A 26,794-nucleotide genomic window follows, 5' to 3' on the forward strand; every position below is an offset into this window, starting at 1 on the left:
GCGTTCATTTTCTTTCAAGGTATTCATTAATCAATCTCAGTCCGTTTTCACTATCAATATACATTCTCTGTCCAAGCCCCACTGATGCTCCATATTTTTTTGAATACCATTGCATTAGGCTTGTTTTCGACATAAAGGTTAGGAATCCTTTGTAAGCACTTTTCAACTTGAAACTTTCTTTACATGCAAATGCAATCAACGAGCCGGCGACATAATCATATTTCTTATTTTTTCGTCCGATGTTGTATGGTGCTATTTCTAAAGAGTTCATAATAAGCATTTCATTTTCTGACTTAAGTTGTAAAGCACCTTCAACGGTTGGATTTAGTCCGATTGTTTTTAAAATGAATGTTCTGGAATTATTTTCCTTGCTTAATTCTCTCCAGTTGAAATTCCATCCATCTTTTTTTAATGGTATTTCATTTGGTTCAGGGACAACAATTTCTGCCTTTACTAATTGGTCGTTTTTTACGTCTAATATGTAAACCATTTATCTATTTTCTCTTAGTAAAGATAATGAAAGTTGTCGGAAATGTATAATTTAATTTTCAAAATTGTCTGGTATTGTCTTTTTTGTTTAAATGCGCTACAAGTACCCATAGGCACAATGTCGTTTTGAGGAGAAAAACAACATTGTTGCTATTTTTATTTTGTTAAAAATTTGACCATCAGAAGGTACCAAAAAAATATTCTTTCTAAAAATCTATTATGTAAATGCTTTGATGTTTTGAGTGGAGGGAAAGAATCGTTGAGTAAGTGGTTTTTGTGAAGCTTGCGTGAAAGATAAGTAATGTCCCGCCAATGGTTTTTGTAAAAAATGAGGTCCCCATCCACTGAAAACCTCTTTTTAAAGACTAAAAATGCTCAAATTCTTACAGGGCATACTAGTGTGATATTTATTAAATTGGGTTACTTGAATTTTATTTGATTTTTTTCTTGGCTTAAGTTTATTTTTGCGTGTTTTTGGGGATCGAACCTTACCAATTGAAGATTAGGTGCGGCGGATTCTTTCTGGGAAAGCGGCAGAGCCGAAGCCAATCCGCCGTTTCACCTCTGGTGGCGGATCGGAATCCGCCAGACCTAATTTGGTACTACCATTTCAGGAGGACCAATGATGCCCTTTTTACTTTAATATGGTGACTTTGTCCTTGCAAGGCCTTGCACTATTTAATCTCTAAGGATAAAAACGCATTTTTAAACTACAGCCTTTTTCTTTATGCAAGGCGGGGTTTGCTAAGCATACCCTTAGCTATGGTTAAAAGCGCCAACGAAGCAGAAAGGAAAAAAGCGCCTGAAATTAGTGAATGAATTTAGTGATTATCACACTAGTAACAGACAATGCTTTCATGAATGAAGATAGTTGTAACTTATCAATTCTGAGGCATAATCTTTAAAACATGGAGCTGCTATTACAATATTGAAGCCTCCGCAGTAAAAAATGGGAATGATTAAGTTTTTATCTGACTGGCGAATAGGGTATGTAATATAGGTTGCGACATTAAAATGAAGTCTTTTATTCTCACGACATAGCCGGTTGTTTCGGTTAAACCATAATCCAGATAGAAATCATCAGTCAAACATGCTTTCTAATCTTTTCTTGCCATCAGTTTTTCGAAGAAAGCAATGCTTTCTGCACTATCCGAATGCTTTAATTCAAGGAGATATAATCAGAGAATTCTTTGGTTTTTGGGGATTAGAAAGTGATTTCGCACAAGTAACTCTGTGCTATCCGGATTGATTAATTCGAATATGCCTTTTTCAAAGGCCCATAAATCTTTAAAAGAGGAATGCTCGTTGACGGTGTCAGTCCTTAATATAAATGGAAGCCGGGTGTTTTTTACAAAGAGGGCAAATGTATACAAATCCAACTTCAAGCATATTAAATCAATGGGTTTTACATTTTTTTGGATGGCTGGAATATTGTGTCATTTGCAGATGTCTCTTAATTGGGTGCATTTATAGCCAGTTTCTCATTATTATTTCTGCTTTTCTGCCATTGCATGATGACAAAATCAATACTGTGGATAGTATGAGGGGGATGCATCCTTTGGATTAATCTCATTCTTTTGATATTATTTCTCGCTTTACAATCTGATAAAACTCATTAGCATTAGAGAGCATAGCAGGATGATTTCCTTTATCGAAAAGGTGAATTTCCAGCATATCATTTTTTTTCTTTAAATCTGAATAGATTACATCAAGGTGATCGCAGAATTCATCTTGTTTGCTTCCGGTAATTAAAGTCGGAACGGTTAAGGCCGAAATGGGTTTATTAAAGAACGATTTATTTAACCTTGAAAAGTTTAAGAGCATTTCAGTATCCAAATCGACTATTCTTTCCCAATCATCTCCATGATTGTTGAACCAGAAGGATTTTGCATAATCGTTATTTTTTCCTTGCTCTCTGTTGTTTGGCAATGAATTCAAATAGGAATTGAGCAGAATTTCACCTTCAAAGCTATCTGCAACCAGATATTGAATTCGCTCGGGATATTCCAGTGCTAAATTAATACCGACTAGGGCACCTCCACTTGCCCCAATGACAGAGACTTTATCAAGTGCCAGAAAATCCAATAGTTGCTTGCATGCTTTGGCATTGTAATTCCAGAAATCAACTTCAAATCTTTCTAATCGGTCTGACTGACCATGTCCGGGGAAATCAATAACAATAACCTGAAAATCCTGAGAGTATTTATCAATTAATGATTCGAACATTACGGAAGAAGCTGTATTTCCGTGCAATAAAAGAAGTGGCTGGCCTTCACCGGAAATGTTGTAAAAAATGTTTTTATTTTCAAATGGGAAGTATGGCATTGGAAAATCATTTTTGTGTTAGCGATATTTTTATTTGCAATCTCATTTAAGCAGAAAAGTAATATACATTGGATTTCTACTTAAGTAATACCAGTCCGAATCTACCAAAAAAAAACTTTCTATAGCCATTAATGGAAGGGAATGAATAGTATTGGAGTTCTCCATTCCTGAAATATTTCTGGCTTGCAAATGTCAATCAACTTGCTGCCAGAGTTCAAACAAAAAACTGCCCCCTTAAAAGAGAAGGCAGTTTTTTGCAATTGGATTGTCGATACGATTATTTAATCTTGTATTTTCCATAGCCCGGTCCATTGGGGCTTTTCATATCCTCGTAAAAGAATTCCGGAATATAACCCCGGCTAACGGTTTGTATTTCAACAAGTGTTCCCCAATCGTAAGAATATGGTCCGATTTCAACACCATCCTCGCTATACCATATGCCATTGATTAGTTCGTCGGAGGATCTGACGGAGACAAATTTTCTAAATTGAGACCAGTTTTCATCTCCATTATTCATCATAAATTTGAATGAAATCGAGGCATTTGCATCTAACCAGGTAGCTGGATACACTCCTTGTTTTGAAACCAGTTCTTCATTCCAGTGCATTATAACCCGGCAGTCGAGTAGCGAGGCAGGCATAAAATACACGATGTAAGGATATTGATTCACTAAATTGTTCCAGAATTCAATGCCTTCTCCATGATAAATGGCTTGCTTGTAATGAGGCATACCCATAAACATGTGGTCCCCAAGTATGGCATTAATCAGGAAACCATCGAAATGTCCGGCCTGCCAATTGAAACCCCAGTCATCGACTCCGGTTAACTTCATGTTTCCGTTATTGGAACTTTTCAGTGATGAAGAGTTACCCGGGATTTCCGGTTCAATCATTTCATTTTTTTCACAAGCTGAAAAAGCGAGTAAGAGCCCTAAAAGCGCGACAGAATAAATTAGTTTTTTCATGACGTTTGAATTTTAATGTACTTATCAAATTTCATAAATCAAACGTTGGCCGGCCTAGCATTTATGATGCAGGTTATTATTGGATTGTTGCAATGCTTCTAATCATGTTGCAAAGCTTTGAAAAACCAATTTAACCGTCATGGATAGTATTGCATGTTAATGCCGATTTTCTTTGACATCTCCTGAAATCGGACATCCTCATGAAGCAGTTTGAAATTGGGGCGAAGCATCATAAAGGGCAAGTCAAGATGTTTGTATTTGTAAGCCAGATCCAGGTATTCCATTGCTCCATTTTTATCTTCCACAAAAAGATGCACCATGGCTATAATGGAAGGGTTGGAGCAATAAAGTTTATCACCTGAGGTGGTTTGCTTCAGCCAGTATCTTATACCTTTCTCAAAGCTCTCATTTTCATAAATTCTAACCAGATCATCATTCCCAAAAATTCGGTGCAGCTCAGTCCATGCTTTCAAAGCATTGTTTTTATCTTTTTTCATGTAGTAAGCATATCCTAAACCGTCCCATGCAAAGCCATAATTGGGGAAAAGATCCAGAACATTATTGTATTGTTTGATGGCTTTGTCATACTCCTCAGCGAGAACATACCGGTCTGCCACAAGACAAAGGGTTTTGGGGTTTAGCGGATCAAGCTGCTCCGCCTTTAGAGCCATTTTTATGGAATGTGGCAGATCACCTTTAATCACGTAATAATCGGAAAGACTAATATAACCATTCGAATTATTGGGATTCAGATCAATGCCTTTCTCCACAAAAAATCGCATTTCGTCCCAGTTGTAATCAAATTTTCCCAATACATTCCCTTTGGTAATGTAAGCCTCCGACAATGAGCCATCCAGTTCAATGGCTTTATTCAGAGCTTTAGCAATGGCGACACGACTACTCTCGCGGTTTTTTAATTTCTCCTCGTTATTCCGGATGAATCGGTTGAGACCAATAAAACATTCTGCTTTTAGACTGTATGCCGGGGCATAAGCGGAATCAATAGCCAGTGCCTCATTCAGGCAGTCCAGTGCCAATATCAATGATTTTGGATTATTCTGTAACCATAAATGACGCGCTTTTAAGTACCATTCATAAGCATCAGATTTTGTTTGGGGTAGAGCCGGGAATTCAGAATTTACCACTAGATTTATTTCATGGGCGATGGCATTTGAGATATCGTTAGACAGATGGATTAGGTTGGAGTAGCTTTGTTCGTATTTATTGGCCCAGAGGTGTTTCTCTTCTGGCAAAGGTTCAATTAGCTGAACCGTAACTTTTACACTGTCTTCATTGAATACAATCGATCCTTCCAGCAATAATTTGACACCCAGCTGGTCTGCTACCTCAGAATAAAGCCTGTCTGTATCTCTGAATAACATGGCCGATCCACGTGAAATCACCCTCAGGTTTTTTAATCGGGAAAGTTCAAGTATAATAGCATCGGTGAGCCCTACTGCAATGTGCTCTTTTTTCCTGTTTTCTGATAGGTCCAGCAAAGGTAGAACCGCTATTGAGCTTTTGTGTGTTTCCGGTTCAGAAGGGGTTAAGGGAAATTGCCAGATAAGGGTGATCACAAGAATAACAGCAATCGCAGCGGCCCATAAAAAATAAGGTTTACGCTTCAATGACTTTTCCCTTTTATCATTTGGACTTTCATCTGGTTGATTCTTGATTGAATGGCTTTGGTATTCCCCGGGCGAATAGCCATATTTATCATGAAAACACTTATTGAAATAGGATGGACTTCCAAAACCTACCTTATACGCAATTTGGGATACCGTTAATTCGTCTTTTGCGAGTAGTTTAACGGCCTCTTCAAGTCTGACATCCCTTAGGTATTGATTGGCAGACTGGCTGGTGATTTTTTTTAATCGTCTGAACAGATGCGATCGGCTTATACCAAGAACATCAGCTAACTCACTAACCCCAAAGTGCTCATTCTCTAGGTTGGCTATCACAGCGTCTCTTACCTTATTTAAAAAACCGGAATCCGACATTTTTCACCCCTATCTGTTCATGATTCAAATTACAATAATTTTCAATCATTAGGAAGGGTTTTTTGACCGAATAAAGAAGAGTTGTCAGATCTTTTCTGACCTTCTCCGCATTGTAAAATGCCTGATGAGGAAAGACTTTTAACCGGACACCAATGATATTTTTATAAATCTACAAATACCCAATTTAAAAGACCAGTATAATTCCTGGTCGGTAATATTTTCCTGTAACAGAGGAAAGACTCTTACTGAATATTGCTTTTAGGAGAGGCAACTAAATAATAAATGAGTTCATTTTTAAAAAGCCGACAGATGAAATAAAGCACTCTGCCTTAAGTCACCTGTCCTGGCTTTTATTTTACAATGAGTTATTTTATTCCGACCTTAATTTCTCCATCTCTGCAATGGTTTCATCCAATTTAGTGAATACACGTCCATAAACCAAACCAACATCCCAACGGTATATCTTTCGGGAAAACAGGATGCTCAGCAAAAGCAAGAGTCCCAGGATGATGATTGCCATCAAAGGAATGCCGTCAATATAAGTCAGATCGGGAAACCGGTTGATCAATTTTTCTTGAAGTTCTGGCTGACTACTATAGGCCGAAAAGATCATACTGATAGCGATCAGAACGTTGATGGGATAGAAAAAGCGCATGATTTTCTCACTTTTTTGGAGGACATCCTCCAGCCATTGGCGATAGGAAGTCAGAAATTCGTAGCTGTTGGCACCTTGATTGATGGTTTTGACACCTGTGACCGTCCGTTTGCTGTACCAGGCAAGAGCCAACAGAAGTATTGCAGTAGCAAGTCCCTGCCAAAGGGCATCGATAAAGTAAAACATAAAGGGTATGACCAAAGCCATGGCGATTATGCCCAAAAGGTTGATCCTGAACATTTTTTTCATACGATCAATTAGTAGTTTCGATCTTTGGTTGTACAAATCGTTGATTTTGGGCACAACAGCAGCTTTTTCATTCAAAAAGCCTTCTTTCCATGTTGCTTCAATTGTATTTTCCATCTATAATTTTTTTAAGTCGTTCTTTAATTCGATTTACTCTCACCCCAATGTTATTGGGATTAGTTCCCAGGATATTGGCAATTTCCTGATAGGGTTTCTCTTCCAGATACAGAAGAATCAGAGCTCTGTCTATTTCTGACAGGTGTTTGATGGCTGCATAAAGCTGGTTGAGAGCCTCACTTTCAAAAGCCTTGTTTTCCTCCATCACACCATCGGGTAATGCATCTGAAGTGAAATAAGTATATCCGCTTTTCTTTTGCTTCTTAAGCATAGTAAGGCATACATTTAATGCAATGCGATAGACCCAGGTCGACCACTCACATTGCTCTTTGAAGTTGTTTCTGGTTCTCCAGATCTGAAGGCAAACCTCCTGATAATAATCTTCAAAATCTTCCTGTGAGTTGGTATATGCCCGGCAAAGCTTTGCAATAATGTTGGCAAAGGGCAGAATAGAATAATTATAGAAATCCCTGCTCATTTAATTTGTGTTTCTTTCCAATGGCATAACTTCATTAAACCCGGTGAAGTGATTGTCGGTTCAAAGGTGTCGCTTTTCCTTTTGGTTTCACCCGGGCTTGTTTGGCACAAATAATTCATGATTGGGTGACGGTGCCATTTCTCTGTAATACCTTTCGCCAAGGCAATGAGTGGAACGGGCTGATCTTGTAAAAATAGTTTTTCCATCCTTTTATCTTTTTTATTTGTTAGTGGCTGTTCTGGAAAAACATTACAGTCGGAGGGGGCTTTTTTTTGAAAAATTTTTCAATAGGGGGGCTTGGCCGGGATGGAAAGAAATAGGACGGTGTTGCAGAAATTTAATAGGGAGTGTGCTAACGTCATATCAACCCGGTTTGCTTTTTCAGCGCTCCCTAAGTAAGTTAAAAGATGTTTTGGGATAAAGTTAAGGAAGTTCAAATCAATTTATTCTTCGGCTTACACCTCAAAATATTTTGATTTGTAATCTTTATTTTATTGTGACCAAGCGTACTGAAAAAGAATCTATACCATAATGGTTTTTAGATTTAAACTACAGGAATGCCTTTAAGGACTTTGAACGGGAAGGAACCTTTAATTTATTCAAAGCTTTGGTTTTTATTTGCCTGACCCTTTCCCTGGTGCATTTCATGAGCTTGCCAATGCTGTCAAGAGAATGGGGAGGCTCACCATTTAAACCAAAATATAGTGTCACTATTCTGGCCTCTTTTTCAGACAGAAACGAAAGAGAATTGGAAATCGTCTCTTTCAATGATTCTTCCAGGAGTTTTATTTCGGGGCTAAACTGGTTGGAAGAAAGCATAAAGTCTCCACGTGTCGTTTTCTCCTCCCCCCATGCCACGGGGGCATCAATTGATTCATGACGATTGGTTCCCATTGTTTTCAAGATGTTTTTTACTTCTAATGGATGCATATCCAGCAGTTCTGCTACTTCATCGTAGGATGGTTCTCTCTGGAATTCCTGCTCAAGTTCAGAAAAAGCAAGCGAAACCCTGGAGGTATTGATGATTTTGTTTTGTGGCAACCGAACAATTCTGGAGTGTTCCGAAAGAGCTTGCAAAATAGATTGCCTGATCCACCATACCGCGTAAGAGATAAACTTGAAGCCGCGTGTTTCATCAAACTTTCGTGCTGCTTTGATCAATCCCAGATTTCCTTCACTTATCAGATCGGACAAGCTTAGCCCCTTATTTGTATAGTGCTTGGCTACCGATATGACAAATCGAAGGTTGGCATTAACAAGCTTTATTAAGGCCCTTTCGTCTCCCTTATTTATCTTTCTGGCCAGGAAGACTTCGTCTTCAGGATTTATTCTTGGAATCTTTGAAATCTCATAAAGGTATTTGCTTAAGTTATCTGAATCAATGTTTGTTATTTGTTTTGTTATTTTTAATTGTCGCATAGTAAAAAGAGGCTTTTGATTACGAATCCTTCTCTTTGTCGGGGCCAAGAATTAAGCCGATTGATAATTTTTATTGAAAACAAGGTTCTTTCTGAAATTATCCAGCTCACTTTCAATTTTATCAAGGTCTAATTCTTTTTTTGTCAATTGAGTAATAAGCTCATTCAAAAAATTATCTGTTTCTTGTTTTTTCGAAAGTGATGCAAGCCTGAGGCTGAAATCGTTCAGGATATTCATATAGTTTATGAATGCCTTATAGGGCGATGAATAGGGATTAAAGTAGGCATGAACATCCCCATCTTCATTAAATTTGGTACACATATAATAGAAGTGGTCGCTACATTGTAAAAGTTCCCAGTCTTTAAGGATTAAAGGATCATCGCAATTATTAATTTCCGGTAAATGGGAATAAAGCTTGTTGAAAGCTTCCTGCTGCATTTCATTACCCAGCCATGCGGTGAGATCTCGTTCTTCGTCAGCCCAGGATATGGGATGTTTAACATTGAGGGGTGCCACGGGCTTGAGTTTTTTCGATATTTCGGATGGAGTAGTGAAACGGATTAACTGTGTTTTAAGGGCTTCTACTGGAAAGTTTTTCAGAAAATTGAAAATACCCGTGTGTTTTTCCTGGTGTTCACCAAATGTTTCGTAATCCATAAAAAGATTAATTACCTGACTTTGGTCTTTTTCTAATAGCCATCTTACATATTTTTTAGGGCTCAAAGGCCATTCACTCCATTCCATGTCACCAAATCTGAAGGCTATATCGTCACTGAGTTTATAGTTTTTCAGCAAAAGATTTAGAGAAACCTCCGTTTCACCGTGGTAAAGATAGTCCGGACTTCTCCAATTAAGTATGTGTGGAGCTCCTTCAGTCAGCATGGTTTTATAGCCCATATTGGCAACCATATTGCCTATTTGATTGGAGTATATCAGCTCTGTGTTGCGAAATACCCCCGGGCGGATGCCGAAATTTTCTTCTATAAGGTCAGCATGTTTTTTCACCTGTCTTATAAATTCATCACTGTCCTTTAGCGCTACCAGCGAATGGGAGTAAGTTTCAGCGAGGAATTCCACCATTCCGGTTTGGGCCAATTCACGAAAACTGCTAAGCACTTCAGGCGCATAGAGTTTAAATTGCTCAATAGCAACACCTGATATTGAGAAGGTAATTTTAAAATCCCCCTTTTGCTGTTTAATTAGTTTTAAAAGGAGTTGATTTGTCGGAAGGTAGCAATTGGTGGCAACTTTGTTAAGAATGCTCTCATTTGTGTAGTCATCGTAGTAATAGTGGTCGTTTCCAATATCAAAAAAACGATAGGATTTTAGTCTGAAAGGTTGGTGAACCTGGAAATAGAGACAAATTGTTTGCATTGACATTTTTTTAGAGGTTTTGATTTCTGAAGATCAGGTATAAGCTTTCTTTTTAAGGTTTTAAATATCTCTTTCTTTAATTGTTTTTAGAGCATGTTTTAATTCGTGGAAGTGGCAAGATCGTAGGTTTTTTTGACCTCTTTGGCTGAATCCTCCCATCTGAGAGAATTGGCTTCTTTGCGACCGTTAGGCACAAAAAACTCTTTCATACCCCCATAATTCAGGAGCGCATTGATAGAATCAGCCATAGCGTCCACGTCCCAATAATCGGTCTTCATAGCATATTTCAGGATTTCTGCTGCACCGGTTTGGTTGCTGATGAGTACCGGAACATCGCTCTGCATGGCTTCGAGCGGAACTATCCCAAAAGGTTCTGAGACAGATGGCATGATGTATAAATCACTCATCTGCAGCATTTCAAAGACGTCTTGTCCCTTTAGAAATCCGGTGAAGTGAAAGCGGTCTGTAATTTGAAGTCTTGCTGCCATACGTATCATTTTCTCCATCATGTCGCCATTTCCAGCCATGACAAACCTTACATTTTGATTTTTCTGGAGTACTCTGTGAGCAGCTTCAATAAAGAATTCGGGCCCTTTTTGCATAGTTATCCGGCCAAGGAAAGTGACTATTTTTTCATTTACACCTTTTTTGATTTTTGGACCGGGGCTTTCTCTAACCGGTTCAACAGCATTGTATATGGTATTGACTTTTTGAGGCTCAATGCCATATTTATTAATCACTGTTTGACGGGTTAGATTGCTGACCGTTATAATTCTGTCAGCAGCTTCCATGCCTTGTTTTTCAATTTCAAAAACCTCCGGATTAACGCTGCCTCCACTTCGGTCAAAATCTGTTGCATGTACATGTATGATCAGCGGTTTTCCGCTTACTTCTTTGGCAGCAATGCCTGCCGGATAGGCCAGCCAGTCGTGGGCATGAATGACATCGAAAGAGTTTTCTTCAGCTAATGCACCTGCCACCAGGGCGTAGTTGCGGATTTCCTGCAACAAATCACTGCCATATGAACCAGAGAAATTTATGGTTCCTTGTTCATTGATCTCAAGGTTAAGGCCATTTTTCTTCCTTTCATCCAGCACATGCTTTTGAAAATCTTCGGGGGTTTTGTAAGGCATTAAGCGGGAATTGACCTCAATGTAGCTAAATCGTTCTGCAAGTTTCTCAAAAAATGCTTTTCGTTGCTTAACGGTTACTTCGTTGGCTCCGATCAGCTTCATTTCAGATTTGTCTTCATCACCATAGGCTTTGGGCACAACAAACAAAACTTCAATATCGGGTATCCGGGCCAGGCCTCTTGTCAGTCCGTAGCAGGCAGTGCCCAAACCACCTGAAATGTGGGGCGGAAATTCCCATCCAAACATTAATACTTTCATTTTAAAGATTCATTTTCGTTAGATAAATATTCTGTGATAAGTGAGGGGACGAATTAGAAATAATGTTGGCAAACTGCCGGCATTAAAAAATCTGAAGACTGATTGTTTGGGGTCCAAGGTAGTTGCTCCTGAAAGTGCTGCCAAGGTACAATGTGTGAACTTTCAGGCTTTAGTTTTGTGATGATTTTTTGCCATTCAAACGAGGATGACCGTGTTTCAGTATTAGTTTTAATGGGTGATCTTTTGGTGTTTGTAGATTCTTTCATAATGTTTTTTACTTTTGATATTTATGGAATTCTCTTTTATCATCTTCTTATTGTGATGCAATTTTAATGTGTTTGATTCATAAAACATACTGAATTTTTATTCATTTTTCTGTTCATTTTGTTCATTATTGTGTTGGGTAGTCTTATACAAAGGTTGTTGGTGATTGTGTTTTTGAGGTTTGTGTGTCTTTGTAGCTGGATATCAGTGCTTAGTTTTGTTGATTGGAGGGTGAAAGATGTTTCATTTCTTTTGATGTAATTAAATAGAGGTTTTTTTTTGAAAAAAGGATTGTTGGTAATTGTAATGAAAACATTTTTTATTTGACATGAAATTGGTTGCAATTGAAGAAATATTTAATTTTTTTTGTGCAGAATTAAAATTTCATTAAAAGTTAGTTGTACTTTTTTTAGAGGGGAAGTATTTTTTTGCCTTATGCATATATATTCATATTGAAATTCATTAAAGACAAGGAATGAGTGAAGACATTATTGCCCTTTTGCGCAGAGAGATTGAAAATAAGCATGGGAAAAGGGTAGCACATGGAAAAGATTGTAAAGAACTTTCGGAGAGAATACAGGACGAGACGAGCAGAACATTGAGTACCACTACTCTCAAAAGATTTTTTGAGTTAGTAAATACGCCTTTTAAGCCATCTAAATATACGCTTGAAACCCTTGCCCTTTATCTTGGATTTGAGGATTGGGAAGCCTATCTGGGATGTTTCGATTCCAATCGGCACCGCCATTCCTCCGATAATACCTGGGATTTACTGAAGAAAAGAGTTGAGATTGTTACCCAAAGCAGTTTGAAGTCGATCAAGTTAAAAACCAAATACTCTTCTTCACGCTTTTTATTGCGATCATATGCCAGAAAAAGATTTAAGGCTTTTGAAAACTCATCCCTGACTGCAACGATGTTTGTTGCTCCTGATGGATATGGAAAATCCAGTACGATTGTTCAGTTGGTGGAGAAATTTCTTTTGTCCTCTGATGAAAAGTATAAAGACGACATTGTTTGTTTAATTGATGGTGGAATATTTTTTGACCTTTTTTCTTCAAATTCAAATGTTGAATTGCTAAAACAACTATTAGAGTTTAAGCTTACTGCCAGCTTACCTTATTTTTTCAATAATCACCCCGAAGAGCTTAAGGGGAGAATCTGGATAATTATTGATGATATTGACGAGATTTTCTTTGAAAAGGAACAATACCGGAAATTTGTTGAAAACCTTATGCGGCTTATTCTGGGCCACAACCAAACCAGTTGGAGTAAAATTATTCTAACCTGCCGGCCCGAGAATATGGAGGTCATTTCTTATCTGGCTAAAAAGAATCCCACTTTTAATGGCTGTTGGTTCGGTATGAATTTTTGCACCGATAATTTGCTCCAAACTTCAAATATTCCTGCTTTTTCTGAAAAGGAAATCAAATGTTTGCTGAGAAAATTGAACTTTGAATATTCACTTGAATTTTTAAAGGTCTACCATAGTGATGTACTGGAAGTCATTCAGTATCCTAATTTTCTGTCTATTTTTGTCGATGTTTACAAACAAAAAACGGATATTTCTGAAATTGATCTTCTAAACCGGTATGTGGAAAAGAGGTTGTTCAGTCAGCCTTACCTGGATGAGAAGATCTTGTTTCTTGAAAAATTCTTGGAGCTAAGTCATTTGGGGGAATTAAAATCTTCCGTAAGCAAGGAAGAGTTCCCTCGCAATTTGCTGGGATTGGGATATGATGAGTTGATTTCTCATGGAATCGTATATGAATATACGCTTCCCCACCGGGGGATTCTGGATCGGTCAGTGTATATTAAATTTTGTCAGAATCTTATTTTTGAATTCATTGTTGTTGACAAGTGGCTTAAGAATGAAAATTTTGATGTAAGTCTTTTTGAGGAGGTGAGGAGTTATTACAGGGATAATACTTTATTTCGCTGTCAGTTAATGCAATTAATGACACTCATTTTTCTTCATTACAAGGAATTTAACCCCATTGTCCAGATCCATTCAGATTTTGAAAAAAAGGCCGTACATCCGTTGCATTCTTTAAAGGATCTTCCGCAATGCATTATTGCCATAGGAAATGTAGTTAGAAAGGCGATGCGAAATAACAAAGATTATCGCAAGCATCTTATTCCGAAACTTTCGAAAATAAAAATTGGGCAGATTCTCTATTTTAAAGAGTCCTTTGATGTTGATGGTATCATGATTTCTTCAGCAGAGTTTTTGTCAGATTACAAGCATGATACCCCTTCGTCGGATGCCTTTTTTCATTTTATGCAATTTATTTATGGTCTTCTTTCAAATGATAGTGGAATTTGCGGGGATGAGTATTTCAAATTGAAGCACATAAGGTGGGAGGAAATCAGCGATCCTTCAATTTTAGCTTATGGGATTAATTATCAGGTTTTTTATCGCAAATGGATAAAGAAAGATATTGACAATGAGTTTCTTGAAAAAATTATTAAGGACTCCAAAGACATCCTTCTGAAACAAAAACCCCTGAATCAGGGCTTGCCAAAATTTGAATTGTCAGTGCTTTTCACTTTAAGTCAATGCCAATTATACAAAGAGGTTATAGCATTCTCAAATTTTTTGGAGATCAATAATGATTTGTCAGTGCTAGCTTCTTCTTCCTTCTTCCCTTTTTACCGTTTGTGTTTGTCCCACGCATTTTTGCAGACCGGAAAAAAAGAAGAAGCATATGGCATTTTTGATGAAATGAGTGAATTTCAGTTTCCGGAGAATATGAAATTCTATTTTATTATAAATGTCAATTTGCTGAAAGCCTCTTTTTACATAGATAGAAGAGATTTTCAAAAGGCTGGAGAAACCATTGAAACTGTAAAGCATTATGCCTTATTGCTCCGCTTTCCATTTTTTATAGACCGTGCGTCGGAAATAGAGCAGAAAATTCACCATTTTAAAAATCAAAACCCAAAGGAAGTTTAAGATTTGGAGTGTTTTGTGGATTTTTTTAATTTAAAAGCCATACTGGAGCCATTTTTACTGGTTTCTTTAAGATAGATGTCTCCTCCCTGGATTTCTGTTAATTCCTTGCACAGAGAAAGCCCCAGACCGGTGCCTGTTTCCCCGTTTGTTCCCGGATTCGACTTGTTAAAAGAATGATTAAAAAGGTTCTTTTGCTTATTTGGAGGGATTCCTGTCCCCTGGTCTTTAACGGTAATTTCGATGTAATGATTTTTATCTCTTGTAATTAACTTAATTACACTGCCTTGAAAAGAAAATTTAATAGCATTTGAAATTAAATTTCTCAAAATTGTTTTGGTCATTTCCTCATCACATTCAATATAATGCGAACTGTCAATTTCTTTTTCAATTATGACTTGTTTTTTATTGGCTATTGATTTATGCAGATCGATGGCATGATTAATAAGATCTTCGCTACAAACGGGTTTTATTTTTGGTTTTGAAAGCCCTCTTTCCAGTCGTGACCATTCCAGTAAATTTTCAATGAGCTGGAAGGCCTCCTCAGAAACAATTTCTATATGGCGCAAAATATTCGATCTGTCGTCCTGGTTTAGCGTCTCATTTTCTGAGTTTAAAAGATTGGATAGTTGCTTTAAACTCCCAATTGGAGACCTTAAATCGTGCCCTATAATAGAGAAAAACTTGTTTTTTACGGAGACTAATTCCTGCAACGTTTGATTGTGGTCCTGCATTTTCTTCTCATAGCTTACCTGGAGGGTAATGTCTTCGATTGTAGCAATCATTCCATTAAATTTTTCTTCCTCTGTGTCAATCGGAGCTGCATTAATGGACAGGACTTTTCGATGTCCTTGCGAATCTTGAATTGCATGTTTGATGCCATAAACGGGTTTCAGGTGTTTTTTTACTAAATTGAAAGGCAACTCTTCTTCCGGATAAAACCCACCATCCAGGTCCGTAATTTGCCATTCAGGGGCATTGTACCTAATGGGGATGCCCTCATTCAATGACAGATTTAGAATTTCTCTCCCTCTTTTATTGGCGTAATATATATCTCCGTTCTTGTTGGATAATACAATGCCTACCGGACTTGTTCTTATAATATTATCTAAAAGCTTTTGTTTTTTTTCAAGCTTAAACTCTATGTTTTTATAATTGGTGATGTCAATTACTGTTCCTACCATTTTTTCAAGAGCTCCATCCTCATTATAGATCAATGAACCTCTCCCATGTACCCACTTTTCAGTCTTATCATTTATAGTAACGATCTTATATTGTTTATCAAATTCCTGTTTCTTATTCAAAATTCTTTCTTCAAGATGTTTTTTCATTGTTTGTTGCCATTGGGGATGCACAATTTTCAACCAACTATCGATAGTTTTTTTGTAGTCACCCGAAATTCCGAAGATTTGGTTCAGAACTCTGGAGCTTGACCATAGTCCTGTTTTGAAATCCAGAGTGTAAGACCCGACTCTTGCAATCAGCTGCGTTTCAAAAAGCTTTTCTTCAAGGATTTTGTTCCTGATTGTGTTGTCTAAAATACTCAACACAAATTGGCCGGATGAATCAGTGAAAAGGGTGGCTGAAATATGACAATCAATAACTTCTTTCTTTTTGTTATAGAAATGGGTCCTGAGTGGGGAAATGGTATGGTCTTTTTTTATTTGTTTGATGAAAAAAGTGCGGTCCTCTTTGTTTACCCAAAAGTTTATGTCAAGACTGGATCGATTTATTACTTCTTCTTTTGTGAATCCGGTAACCTCCAGGAATTTTGAATTGACTTTAATGAACCGGCCTTTTGTAAGGTCCGAAATTGCAGCGGGTTCGGGTAGGGCTTCTAAAAACGAATCAAGAATATTGTTTTTTTCAGAATAAAATTGTTGATCAAGGGTGATTTGGTGGGCAGGGCTTAAATTATTATTGATGTTTTGAAATACCTCTTCAAGGGTTTTACATTCTATTACATCCTTTTTCAGCGGTTCGTGTTTTATTCCGTTTTTATTAAAGATGATTGTTTTAAACGCTGGCCGATCCTGAATGGTTTTATCATAAACCACATTAAGACCTTCTTTGATGTGATCCTGATCAATGATTAAAATGTCGGGTTTGGTATATTTTAGGTTCGTGATTAGTTGCTGACTGTTAGAAATGGCAAAACACAGACTTCCGGTTTCAACAGCGTAATGGCTGATTAAATCGGTGGTTTTTTCATGTGTTGAGAGCAAAAAGATGATATGCATAGGATACATCATTTACAAACAATCTACTGAAAATATCCTGATAATACAAGGTGTGTAAAGGAAAAAACAACAGGTAATAAGTGAGTGAGATATGAAAGATGGGTCCCGGGGACGGTCTGAAATGCTGATCTCAAATTAACAGGAAGGAAAACAAAAATGAAGCGTTTCGAGGATTTGAAGTCCTGGTTTCTACAAAGTAAGCTCATCTATAATCTTACTTTAACCTGCGTAAAACTTTGCTAATAAGGTTCTTTGCACCTTCCTCTTCTCTGGCTGAGGGCATAAGGTTTTTTTTTACAGTCAATTAACCCACTTAGTTAGATTTTTGCTAATCAGGCAAAACTTGCTCAAAAAGTTGTAAAATGGCTGTTAAATTTGATGGTATTTCTTCTGGCTCTTAGTTACTTTCAACGACAGGCTTCATGTCAGGGTCCTTACAACTCCGATACTGCTTCACTTCAAAATTGTATTTATGCCATAATTAATTCGTAACAAAGTCATATTAATTACCATTTTAATTGAATTTAATTAGACTTTACTATGAGTTTAAAATGAGTTTAATTTGAGTTTACAGTGATGCTGCTACGATGCATATATGGAGCTGGTATGAGTAAGAAGTTCAATGATATGGTAAATTCATGATTATATTATTTTACAATAGTTGGTAAAATATTTGGATAATCCGTAAATCAATAGATCGTTAGATTTTTAGATGCCTGCCTGACGGCAGTCAGGTAAGCTGTTAGATGATTAGTACAATCTTGATATTCTGTGTTCTTTAAAGTAAACCTCTATGGTTTTAAGTGATAGAAATATAGCGCATTATAAGATCTTAACGGAACATTGTAAATAATCCTGCTTATTCATTTTTATTTCGGAAGGGTCTCAAATTGAATAATTGATGGGGATCTTAAATGTTGGATTTTTCTTGAAGTATTGGGCTTGCCGATCTATTGCTTACCAGATGATGCATAAAAACAACCAAACTTTTTTAATTTTGACATCAACCACGGGACGTAGTCAAACATAGCAATCTAATACGTTCGGGGGAACCATGACCAAACATAAAAATCAGAAAATGCAGGTATCCAAATTTGGCGGTGCATCAGTAAAAAATGCTGATGCTGTTCGAAATATCAGTAAAATAGTTGATTCGCTTGTTAAGCCCCAGGTAATAGTTGTTTCAGCTATGGGTAAAATGACCAATGCCTTTGAGGCTTTGGTGGGGCATTATTTTGCCGGTGACCGGGATGCTATGATCACCCAATACAAATATATTCGTCAATATCATGAATCCATTGTCGTTGATTTATTTGGAACCCTTAAAGAGCCTTTATTGGATCCCGTATTTCAGCTTTTAAATGACCTTGAAGTTCGCCTGGAACAGCAGCCATCTATGCATTTTGATTTTGAATATGATCAGATTGTTTCTTTTGGTGAATTGTTCTCAACCCGCATTGTTAGTGCTTATCTGGGACACTCAGGTATCGACAACCAATGGGTGGATATCAGACATGTGCTTAAAACCGATGATATTTATCGGGATGCTACTGTGGATTGGGAATTGACATCTCGTCTGATGCAGGGTACATTTACTTTTGTGAATGCCCCGCTCTACGTAACTCAGGGGTTTCTGGGGGGCACTTTAAGTAATATTACCACCACGCTTGGCAGAGAAGGTTCCGATTATACGGCTGCAATCATTGGCAATGCCCTCGATGCAGAAAATGTAACGGTATGGAAAGATGTCCCTGGTATATTGAATGCCGATCCACGTATATTCCCGGATGCCGGGAAGATTGACTCTCTGTCATATGCCGAAACCATCGAACTTTCCTATTACGGAGCCCAGGTGATTCATCCCAAAACCCTGAAACCGCTTCAAAACAAGCAGATTCCTTTGTTTGTTAAGTCATTTGTGGATGCCACTCTGCCGGGAACAGTTATCGGAAAAGATGGAGAACAGGATTCAATGCCCATTTTTATTCTGAAACGCAACCAGGTTTTTCTGACGCTTATGGCTCGCGACTTTTCTTTTATTACAGAGGATAACCTGAGCGAAATTCTGGCTTTGTTTAGCCGGCACAGGGTGGGCATTAATTTGTTGCAGACTTCAGCTCTCAATTTTACGGCCTGCGTAGATAACAAGAACGACTTAACGCCCCTGATGGACGAGTTGAAAAAGAAATTGGTGTTACGTTATAACGACAATGTGGAACTTCTGACTATTCGCCATTATTCTCAGGAGGTCATAGATGAGAAGCTTGAAGGTTGTACCGTTATTGACTCTCAGGTAACACGGAAAAATGCCCGTTTTGTGATAAAAGTTAATTAGTTGATAGTTTATAGTGCGTAGTGGAATAGGGAAGGCTTTATTCTAAGGAAACTTTTTATTATCGGGTATTGGGAGTGAGATTTTTCGGACAAGGAACAGCTCCCGGATGATCTCCCTGGGGATTTCTTCTTTTGGCTTTCTTAGGAAGGGGGTTGAATTTGTCAAATTTCAGATTGATGCCAAACTGGAAACTCAAATCTCTTTGCTTGTGCAATACCGGAACCGGATCATAATCATCAAAAGTAACCATGGCATACCGGGGAGGAAGATAATCTGCAGCTATAAAAAATTGAAGCGGACTGTTTCCTATGACCAACGTTCCGCCGGGACCATTGCTCCCATTTATGCGGAAACTGTAACCTGCATTTAGTTCCAGCCATGAACGCGGCCGGTAGTTGAGTGACGTGTTAAATTCCTGATTCCATCGTTTTTTCTGAAATGTGGTTCGGGACAGAAAACCTGCTTTGAGGTTGTGACGGAGCTGGTAAGCAGCACCCGCATACAATTTAGGTGTAAGCACAGCCGAAAAAGGCTGGTTGCTTACGTTGTAATCCAGAACCTGGTTCAGTGTATCCACCAGTTCGTCCAGGTGATTATCCAGTTGCTGTTCATCAAATCCGTCCCTCTCGATGCCGTCGTAGGAGTATGATCCCTTAAACGACATCTGCGTAAGCTCATTTTTGAATCGCACCCAGCCGAGGTCAATGAGGGAAGCAGAAAATGTCCAGGGACCATCAGTTTCCAGTTTCGCGCCAAGGTCAAAACCCACACCGGCATTTTTCCAGGAGGTCAGATATTCAGGAATTCGTTCAGTCAGATTACCCTGAATAGAATAAGAATCAGGAATATCTTCAAGAGCACTTTGCTCCAGTTCTACAGGGCCAGAGGCATTAAGGGTGGCATCTACATCTCCTTGCCATACAACCCGGGAGGTATGCAAACTTAATGTGCGAATGTTGGAAACAGCACCCGCGATGCCAAACAGGGGTTTAATGCTGACGCCCAATGAAAGGTTCTCGTTCCACTTGCGGGCGTATGTTAAGGCAACCTCTTTATAGACGACTTGTTTGATATGGATTTTAGAGAAATCGAAGAATGAATTGTGAGGGAATCCCTTCTCTGTAATGCGCAAAGCATCGGAAGGAGCTGATACCTGTGATGCATTTTTGACCGACAAACTTACCCCGAAATGCTGGTTCCCTGTTTTAAAGCCAAAACCCAGAATGGACAGACCTGCCTCTGCATTAATATTGATGACATTTCCGGCCGATTGATAGAGTCTGGGGTAATCAAAATTGTTGTGTAGGGGACTAATCCATTCATTATTGTCTCGCTGAACTGCTGCATTGAAAGAAGGATTCATCTGAAATACCACGGACGGAGAGGGGAGGGTGATGTAAAAACTTTTATCAGGCATGTGCGCGGGATTTACCCGGGATGTTTGGGGCAGAGATTCAGGGAAATAAAGCCCCATGGGTGATTGTCCGGAAGCTACTGGCTCCTGAAAGAGATAGAGAATCAGAAAAAATGCTATTTTTTGAAGCATGCTTACTCTTTTAAATCCACTCCTGATGGCAAGACTATGCTTGACTTGACACTAGTGGAATTCATTTTCAAAGTAGTTTTGCTTCATTGATTCTAGTTGGTTTATGTTGTAAAAAGAAGACCGCTTCCCTTAAAAATGTTTTATCCCTGACTGGAATATTCTTGAAAAAAACACACTATTATTCGCTTTCTCTGTGCAAACGAAATCTTTTCAGGTTTATTATTTTGAAGGTCTAAGTCCTGTTTTGAAAGTGGACTGTTTCATTTTGCTTTCCGGTTTTCAGGATATATCTTTCGATTCCATCAGGTTAGCTCCATTATCGGCCATGTCTTCAAGTGCCTTTTGCGTGTCGCCAGGCTGCATGTTTACGCCTTTTGTAGCATCGGTGATCAGGGAAGTTGCGTATCCCAGTTGAAGGGCATCCTTAACGGTGAAATATACGCAAACGTCAGCGGCCAGTCCGGTTATATACAATTCTGTAACACCTTTCTTTTTCAGATAATCATGAAGTTCCGTCTGGATCTTGTGCCCATTGTCAAAGAATGCGCTGTAAGAATCTACGTTGGGATCTTTGCCTTTAAAGAAAACTCTTTCAATCATGGACTGATTCAGTTTATGCGAGAGCTCTGCACCGGGACTTCCCTGAATACAGTGGTCAGGCCATAAAATTTGATCAATACCATCGAGTTTAATAGTGTCACCTACTTTATGTCCCGGGTGATTGGACCCAAAGCTGCTATGATTGGCCGGATGCCAGTCTCTGGTGGCCACAACCAGATCGAAATGATTCTGAAGGTTATTGATAACGGGAATTATAGAATCGCCCTGAGGAACTTCCAAAGACCCTCCGGGTAAAAAATCGTTTTGAACATCTACTATAAGCAATGCTTTCATGATGAAGATTTTTGGTTCAACAATGTGTTTAAATCCTTTCATTTCCCTCAAAAATGGGGGTAGCAATATTGGAGGGCCAAAACAGGTGACTTTTCGTTATTCAGTTCCTTATTCTGATTCCTGCTTATATTTTAGGATCAGATCCAGTCTTCTCTGATAAAGTCCCTCCTCTAGCCCTACAGGATATCGGTGAGGATTTGCAAACCGTTTGATCGTTTTATCTAACAAATTCAGTTGAGCTGATGTTCGTTCCTGAAGCTTCTGAATGGATTCTTTTTCATAAACACATTGCCCCTTGCAAAAAACAGGTTTAAGAAGGTCCTCACATGTAAGTTCTTCTTTGTTGAGTTTTTTGGAACGCGTGGGGTCGGCCGGGTCAATCATCCTGACAGTTCCGCTCAAGTCGGTTCGCTCATCAAAGATCATGTCACCAGCCATTTTACCATCTTTGTAAAAACGTTTCACCTGTTGGAGTCCGGGAATATTAATTTTGATAGATTGTTCTGATAGTTTGATGCGATTTTCCCATTCCCCGTTTTTATTTTCAATGGCGGAAAGCTTATACACACCTCCTAAAGCCGGCTGGTCGTAAGCTGTGACCAGTTTGGTGCCAATGCCCCAGGAGTCTATTTCTGCTTCCTGATCCTTGAGGCTGGCCACCAGGTGTTCATCGAGATCATTGCTGGCCACTATTTTCACGTGGGACAATCCGGCTTCACGGAGCTTGCCGCGGGCCAGTTGGCTGAAGTAGGCCAGATCTCCCGAATCAAGACGGATGCCATTGATTTTGTGTCCCCGGGTTTCCATCTTTTTTGTGATTTCGATGGCCTTGTCAATGCCTCGGGGGGTGTTATAGGTGTCCACGAGAAAGATGGTGTTATTCGGCAGTGTATTGGCAAAAGCATCAAAGGCTTTCAGCTCATCTTCAAAAGCCTGTACCCAGCTATGGGCATGGGTGCCAAGCACCGGAATATTAAACTTTTTGCCGGCCAGAACATTTGATGTTCCAGCACATCCCCCTATGAAGGATGCACGACTGGCCGAGAGTGAGCCGTCGATTCCCTGCGCCCTTCTCAGGCCGAATTCCATTACCGGATCACCTTTGGCCGCGATGCTGATGCGGGCAGCTTTGGTGGCAATCAGGGTTTGAAAATTAATGAAGTTGAGCAGAGCCGATTCAATCAGCTGGCACTGCAATAGGGGCCCTTTAACTTTGATAAGTGGCTCATTGGGGAAAACGATGGTGCCTTCGGGTATGGCCTCTACATCACATTCAAAGGTCATGTGTTGCAGGTAATCCAGAAATCCCTTTTCAAAAAGCGGTTTCCCGTCATTCCCATTCAATGATGCCAGATAATCGATGTCGGAATCCGTAAAGCTGAAGTGGTTCAGGAAATCCACTACATATTCCAAACCACAGGCTATAGAGAAGCCTCCACTGAAAGGATTGTTTCGGAAGAACAGGTTAAAAGCAGCTTTTTGCTGATGCATTTCATTCTTCCAAAAACCATAGGCCATGGTTATTTCATAAAAATCGGTGAGCAGGGCCATGGAGTTTTTATAAGTCGACTGAATATTGTCCATAATACTGCTTTTTAGGATTTTGTCAATATTTTGGCTCTTGGGTTTTAAGGGGCATCCGCGAAGGAAATATGAGAAGACGGAATTAAGGGTTAAGCTCTACCAAAAATCCCGCTTTGTAAGCCTGAAAAACTCCTTTGTTATCGTAAACCGGCCATGCCAGTAAAACCGATTGCACCTCTTTGGTCATGCTTCCTTCGTCAGGATTAAAAAACCATGTTTCCTCAAACTGAAGCTGTGCCATCTCGTCGCGATTAAAATCGCCGGAAGCCTCCATCTCTTTTATTTTATCAATGGATATTTCCTCATGGGTGTAATAATTGTAAGCTTTGGCATTGCCTGAATATAATGACTTAAATATGAGGTCGGTTAGATTCTTGTGGTGAAGGTTTTTCAGCCGGGTATCAGCCCATGTGTCGGTGGAGTCCAGGTTGATAACGTTTACCGGATAAAGGATGGTATCTGCAATCTCAATTCCCTTATTCTTTGAACCTGCATTGAAACTTTTCGAAGGCGTTTGATTGCAGCCAGCCAATGAGAAAACCAAAACAAACAATGATGCCGACAAAATTTGATTAATCATAACTGTTTAGCGGTTAAATCTTAATGAATTACCTGTTTTGCTTTCATCAAACGTTCCGTTGCTGTATGCCAGGTGCCCATTGACAAAGGTATGCGTGACCTTGTGAGAGAATTTTGTACCCGAGAAAGGACTCCACTGACATTTGTAATGCACCGATTCATCGGTTACTACCATGGAATCATTGGGGGAAAGCAGCACCAAGTCCGCAAAATAGCCTTCCCTGATAAATCCGCGTTTCTCAACCTGAAACAATTTGGCGGGAGCATGGCACATCTTTTCAACCACCATTTCTTTCGAAAAGATTCCCTTGTTTGCCATTTCCATCATGGCTATTAAGGAATGCTCGACCAACGGCCCTCCGGATGGAGCTTTGAAGTAGGGATTGCTTTTTTCCTCTAATGTGTGGGGAGCATGGTCGGTTGCCACCACGTCCAATAGGTTGTTTTTGAGTGCTTCGCGTAGCGAATTCCGATCTTTTTCTGACTTTACTGCCGGGTTCCATTTAATGCGCGAACCATATTTGTCGTAGTCGGCCTCCGAAAACCACAAGTGATGAACACAAACTTCTGCTGTAATTCTCTTCTCCTCCAAAGGTATATTGCTGTTGAACAAAGAAAGCTCTTTTTCGGTAGATAAGTGCAGTATATGCAAACGGGCATTGTTCTTCTCAGCTAATTCTACTGCTTTTGATGAAGATTTGTAACACGCCTCGGCGTTCCTGATTTGAGGATGATACCTGAAAGGCATCTCTTCCCCGTATTTTTCCTTAAACAGCTTTGTGTTTTGGCGAATGGTGGCCTCATCTTCACAGTGGGTGGTTATTATGGTAGGAGCTTCCCGGAAGATATTTGCCAAAGCCTCCGGCTGATCTACCAGCATATTACCTGTAGATGATCCCATAAATACTTTAATGCCACAAACATTTAGCGGATCTACTTTTGTAATCTCTCTAAGATTATTATTGGTGGCACCCAGGTAGAACGAGTAATTGGTCAGAGAATTTCGTGATGCAATATCGAATTTCTGATTAAGGGCTTCAATCGTGGTGGTTTGTGGATTTGTGTTGGGCATCTCCATGAAAGAAGTAATCCCTCCGGCCACAGCAGCACGGGATTCTGTGTAAATATCTGCTTTGTGAGTGAGTCCCGGTTCCCTGAAATGCACCTGGTCGTCAATAACTCCGGGAATGATGTAGCTCCCTTTAGCATCAATAACCTTGGAGACATCAGGAAGGTCTTCACCCTTTGGAATTATTCTTTCTATAATATCATCTTTTATTAAGACGCTGCCTTCAGCCATTTGGCCTTCATTGATGATGGTTCCGTTTTTTATGAGTGTTTGCATATCTGATTCCTGTTTTTGCGATTGGTGGAGGCCATTTAGTAGCCTGCTTTTTTGTTGAAAGCAAGCTCTTGTAGTCCTTTAGTTTTCAACTTCTGTTTTGCAACTGAGTAACTTATATCTAACCAACTATAAATCTATTAGTTTTCTAGACTTCATATTTTTTGAAGAAGCTGCTGATCTTCATCTTGATTACCCCCCAGAGCGCTTCGTTGAAGATTCCTCCGCTCATCTTAGAGGTGCCCTGCTTACGATCGGTAAATATGATAGGCACTTCAACTACTTTAAACCCGTACTTCCAGGTAGAAAACTTCATCTCAATCTGGAAACCATAGCCGATCAACTTAACTTTGTCCAGCTTTATAGTTTCCAGAACCTTTCTCCGGTAACATTTAAAACCGGCTGTGGTGTCCATTATTTTCATACCCGTTACAAGACGAACATATATTGAAGCAAAGTAGGACATCAGCACACGCCCCATCGGCCAGTTGACCACATTTACGCCGGACTTGTAGCGGGAACCAATCGCCAAATCTGCTCCCTTGTCAACACATGCCTGGTACAACTGATTTAAATCTTTTGGGTCATGCGAAAAGTCTGCATCCATCTCAAAAATGAAATCATAATCTCGTTCAAGCGCCCACTTAAACCCGGTAATGTAGGCTGTCCCCAGACCCAGTTTCCCAGCCCGTTCCACCATGTGTAAACGATCCGGGAACTCTTTTTGGAGATCCTTCACAATAGATGCAGTACCGTCTGGTGACCCGTCGTCTATGATTAATGTCTCAAATCTTATAGGCTGAGAAAAAACTGCCTTAATGATGGCTTCGATGTTTTCTTTCTCATTATAGGTGGGTATTATTACCAGATTTTTATGTGCTGTCATTTATCGTATTCTTTTAGAATGTTAGTCTTGCGAAGGTACAAAATTACGGTGAGTTATTATTTATCACTGGTACCCGGAGAGGTGCTTTCTTGCTCCTATGGATCTTATTCATTGATTTATTCCTTTTTCTATCAGTGTTTTACCCCTTGACAGGCCAACCTTGTTAAGCTTATCTGACCGATAGGCAAATACCAAGTGGAATGCTTCCAATAACTGATGTATTTCGGTTCATAATCTTTGTGCAAAAAGGTTTTGTCCTGTATATCAAGATTTAACTGTCTGTTGTGGTCGGGAGTCAATGATTTATTAATTTCAGATATTTGATTCCACCTCTTGACAATCTCATCAGGTATTAATAATTTTGCTTTTCTGGGGTAACATTAGATGCTCCGAAAAAAAGTCTTATTGAAAATAAGCGACTTAAAGAATATTTGGAAAAAAGATTGCAAAAGGGTTTGGAGAAACGAAATAATATCTGTTATCTTTGCACCCGCTTTGCGAGAGAGACCAACGGGTTTCGGGGGCAGATAAGCTGAAATACTGACAATATTTGATAGTTAATTTTGAGAGTCGGAAGCGACACTAAAAAAAAACTTGAAAAATAAATTTGGCAGATTAAAAAACTTCACTTATCTTTGCACTCGCTTTTGAAAAATCTGACGGTCGCCGAAAGAGGCGCTAAGACAAGAAAGACAAAGCAAGGAGGGAGGTTA

The 26,794-nt window shown here is 39.1% G+C and carries 19 protein-coding genes; 2 read left to right on the plus strand and 17 right to left on the minus strand.

The genetic code is table 11. From position 1 onward, the window contains the following. Positions 1 to 4: 4 nt before the first annotated feature. The 10 genes from DDZ16_RS02775 to DDZ16_RS02825 all read right to left on the minus strand — a co-directional run bounded on the left by DDZ16_RS02775 (position 5) and on the right by DDZ16_RS02825 (position 11,458). Positions 5 to 490 carry a hypothetical protein gene (locus DDZ16_RS02775; RefSeq protein ID WP_109262878.1) on the minus strand — a complete coding sequence of 162 codons (486 nt, stop codon included), beginning with the start codon at positions 488 to 490 and terminating at the stop codon, positions 5 to 7. Positions 491 to 2,058: 1,568 nt separating this feature from the next. Further along, the gene (locus tag DDZ16_RS02785; protein ID WP_109262880.1) at positions 2,059 to 2,814 is read right to left on the minus strand and encodes an alpha/beta fold hydrolase; all 756 of its coding nucleotides are present in this window, start codon (positions 2,812 to 2,814) and stop codon (positions 2,059 to 2,061) included. 277 nt (positions 2,815 to 3,091) lie between these two features. Further along, entirely contained in the window at positions 3,092 to 3,778 is a 687-nt protein-coding gene (locus DDZ16_RS02790) for a hypothetical protein (protein ID WP_109262881.1), read from the minus strand. A gap of 137 nt (positions 3,779 to 3,915) precedes the next feature. Beyond that, complete coding sequence (locus tag DDZ16_RS02795) at positions 3,916 to 5,739, minus strand: helix-turn-helix domain-containing protein (protein WP_158275591.1); 1,824 nt, start codon at positions 5,737 to 5,739, stop codon at positions 3,916 to 3,918. A gap of 409 nt (positions 5,740 to 6,148) precedes the next feature. Then, positions 6,149 to 6,796 (minus strand): hypothetical protein, encoded by a 648-nt coding sequence (locus DDZ16_RS02800; RefSeq protein ID WP_109262883.1) that lies wholly within the window; start codon positions 6,794 to 6,796, stop codon positions 6,149 to 6,151. Then, positions 6,780 to 7,274 carry an RNA polymerase sigma factor gene (locus tag DDZ16_RS02805; RefSeq protein ID WP_109262884.1) on the minus strand — a complete coding sequence of 165 codons (495 nt, stop codon included), beginning with the start codon at positions 7,272 to 7,274 and terminating at the stop codon, positions 6,780 to 6,782. Before DDZ16_RS02805 ends, DDZ16_RS02800 begins: the two co-directional genes overlap by 17 nt. Continuing rightward, the gene (locus tag DDZ16_RS02810) at positions 7,271 to 7,480 is read right to left on the minus strand and encodes a hypothetical protein (protein WP_109262885.1); all 210 of its coding nucleotides are present in this window, start codon (positions 7,478 to 7,480) and stop codon (positions 7,271 to 7,273) included. The genes DDZ16_RS02805 and DDZ16_RS02810 overlap by 4 nt, the downstream gene beginning before the upstream one ends. 343 nt (positions 7,481 to 7,823) lie before the next feature. Continuing rightward, positions 7,824 to 8,693: a sigma-70 family RNA polymerase sigma factor gene (locus DDZ16_RS02815; protein WP_109262886.1), complete on the minus strand. Its 870-nt coding sequence runs from the start codon at positions 8,691 to 8,693 to the stop codon at positions 7,824 to 7,826. 51 nt (positions 8,694 to 8,744) lie between these two features. Next, positions 8,745 to 10,067 (minus strand): glycoside hydrolase family 57 protein, encoded by a 1,323-nt coding sequence (locus DDZ16_RS02820; protein WP_109262929.1) that lies wholly within the window; start codon positions 10,065 to 10,067, stop codon positions 8,745 to 8,747. Between the two features lie 98 nt (positions 10,068 to 10,165). Then, a complete protein-coding gene (locus DDZ16_RS02825; protein ID WP_109262887.1) occupies positions 10,166 to 11,458 on the minus strand; it encodes a glycosyltransferase family 4 protein in 1,293 nt (430 codons plus the stop codon). A 739-nt stretch (positions 11,459 to 12,197) separates the two neighbouring features. On the opposite strand from DDZ16_RS02825, the gene DDZ16_RS02835 reads away from it, so the two are divergent. Then, on the plus strand, positions 12,198 to 14,678 hold the full coding sequence (locus tag DDZ16_RS02835; protein WP_109262889.1) for a hypothetical protein: 2,481 nt from the start codon (positions 12,198 to 12,200) through the stop codon (positions 14,676 to 14,678). On the opposite strand, the gene DDZ16_RS02840 is transcribed toward DDZ16_RS02835, so the two are convergent. Continuing rightward, positions 14,675 to 16,915 carry a PAS domain-containing sensor histidine kinase gene (locus DDZ16_RS02840; RefSeq protein WP_158275592.1) on the minus strand — a complete coding sequence of 747 codons (2,241 nt, stop codon included), beginning with the start codon at positions 16,913 to 16,915 and terminating at the stop codon, positions 14,675 to 14,677. The two genes, DDZ16_RS02835 and DDZ16_RS02840, sit on opposite strands and share 4 nt — an antisense overlap. 1,054 nt (positions 16,916 to 17,969) lie before the next feature. Between DDZ16_RS02840 and DDZ16_RS02845 the strand changes: the two genes are divergently transcribed. Beyond that, positions 17,970 to 19,250, plus strand: a complete 1,281-nt coding sequence (locus DDZ16_RS02845) for an aspartate kinase (protein ID WP_232526535.1) — start codon at positions 17,970 to 17,972, stop codon at positions 19,248 to 19,250. A gap of 58 nt (positions 19,251 to 19,308) precedes the next feature. Here DDZ16_RS02845 and DDZ16_RS02850 read toward each other — a convergent pair whose 3' ends face one another. The 6 genes from DDZ16_RS02850 to DDZ16_RS02875 form a co-directional block, all read right to left on the minus strand. After that, entirely contained in the window at positions 19,309 to 20,796 is a 1,488-nt protein-coding gene (locus DDZ16_RS02850; protein WP_109262891.1) for a DUF5723 family protein, read from the minus strand. 279 nt (positions 20,797 to 21,075) lie between these two features. Then, complete coding sequence (pncA, locus tag DDZ16_RS02855; protein WP_109262931.1) at positions 21,076 to 21,690, minus strand: bifunctional nicotinamidase/pyrazinamidase; 615 nt, start codon at positions 21,688 to 21,690, stop codon at positions 21,076 to 21,078. A 108-nt stretch (positions 21,691 to 21,798) separates the two neighbouring features. After that, complete coding sequence (locus DDZ16_RS02860; protein WP_109262892.1) at positions 21,799 to 23,274, minus strand: nicotinate phosphoribosyltransferase; 1,476 nt, start codon at positions 23,272 to 23,274, stop codon at positions 21,799 to 21,801. An 82-nt stretch (positions 23,275 to 23,356) separates the two neighbouring features. Then, on the minus strand, positions 23,357 to 23,854 hold the full coding sequence (locus DDZ16_RS02865; protein ID WP_109262893.1) for a hypothetical protein: 498 nt from the start codon (positions 23,852 to 23,854) through the stop codon (positions 23,357 to 23,359). Positions 23,855 to 23,860: 6 nt separating this feature from the next. Beyond that, a complete protein-coding gene (locus DDZ16_RS02870; RefSeq protein WP_109262894.1) occupies positions 23,861 to 25,198 on the minus strand; it encodes a dihydroorotase in 1,338 nt (445 codons plus the stop codon). A 145-nt stretch (positions 25,199 to 25,343) separates the two neighbouring features. After that, positions 25,344 to 26,081: a polyprenol monophosphomannose synthase gene (locus tag DDZ16_RS02875; RefSeq protein WP_109262895.1), complete on the minus strand. Its 738-nt coding sequence runs from the start codon at positions 26,079 to 26,081 to the stop codon at positions 25,344 to 25,346. Between the last annotated feature and the right edge of the window lie 713 nt (positions 26,082 to 26,794).

Source organism: Marinilabilia rubra, assembly GCF_003121985.1.
Lineage (GTDB): Bacteria > Bacteroidota > Bacteroidia > Bacteroidales > Marinilabiliaceae > Marinilabilia > Marinilabilia rubra.